This window comes from Pseudoalteromonas sp. SG44-5 (assembly GCF_014164175.1).
GTDB lineage: Bacteria > Pseudomonadota > Gammaproteobacteria > Enterobacterales > Alteromonadaceae > Pseudoalteromonas > Pseudoalteromonas nigrifaciens.
Window position 1 is genome coordinate 1 of record NZ_JACJES010000054.1, and the last position, 908, is coordinate 908.

The window sequence follows — 908 nt, forward strand, 5'->3', positions numbered from 1 at the left end:
AATTATTAAACGATTAACCAAAGGCTTAAACCCTTGGGATATACCCAAATCAATAATTGAAGCCACAATTACCCCACCCAACCAAATGGAGTTTTTAACATGAAAGTAATTTTATTATCTGCGGCTATGGGTCGTGGTGTGTCTAGTAAATCAGGCGCGGCAAAACCTTACTCGTTTTCGTCTATCTCGTACTTAGTACCAGAGCAAGATTACATTCAAGGCGACCACAATATACAAAAATGTGGCTATGAAGCTAAAAGTGTAGAAATGACAGAAGACCAAACGCTTTACAATAAGTTTAAACAAATCACTGATGAAAACGGTATTTGTGAAGTTAACTTAGTTTTACAGCCAGACCCTAGAAATATGTCACGCAATATTGTTGCTGATGTTTCATTGGTGAAATAGAAAATGACTGACAAAGAGCTAATAGCGCTTAATGAACAAGTTGCAATTAATACTTTAGTTTTGCATTTAGCACTTCGTCATTTTTATTTAAACGCTCAATTTAGAGGTTTATAAAAAAATGTCTCAATGCGTAGCTATCCAACCCGACCAAACTTTAAAAGCCGTTACTGGTGTTTGTGACTTTGTGGTGGTTACACAAGCTGAGTTCCTAGAACTACAGCAACACGGATTAGTAAACGTTCTTAATGAATTGTTTGCTTTTGACTTGGCCACTTTCGGCCTAATTAACTCTGCGGCATTAGTCGCTTTTATAACTGCTCATTGTATCGGTCGTGTCGTCCGAGTAATGGGCAAAACATAACTCCTAAAGGGAAGCTAAAAATGAAAAATTTATTAAAAAGTAAAGCAGTGAAGTTTGTTGCATTTGGTTCGGCTGTTATGGGTTCGGCAACTGCGTTTGCTGCTGACCACACCGCTGCAATTGATGCTGCTGTAACTGA

At 37.9% G+C, this 908-nt stretch carries 2 protein-coding genes; both read left to right on the forward strand.

The window, feature by feature from the left end; all coding sequences use genetic code 11:
• The first annotated feature begins 99 nt into the window (after window positions 1–99).
• Window positions 100–408 (forward strand): hypothetical protein, encoded by a 309-nt coding sequence (locus H5079_RS18115; protein ID WP_182684619.1) that lies wholly within the window; start codon window positions 100–102, stop codon window positions 406–408.
• Window positions 409–526: 118 nt separating this feature from the next.
• A complete protein-coding gene (locus H5079_RS18120; RefSeq protein WP_182684620.1) occupies window positions 527–769 on the forward strand; it encodes a hypothetical protein in 243 nt (80 codons plus the stop codon).
• Window positions 770–908 lie beyond the last annotated feature (139 nt).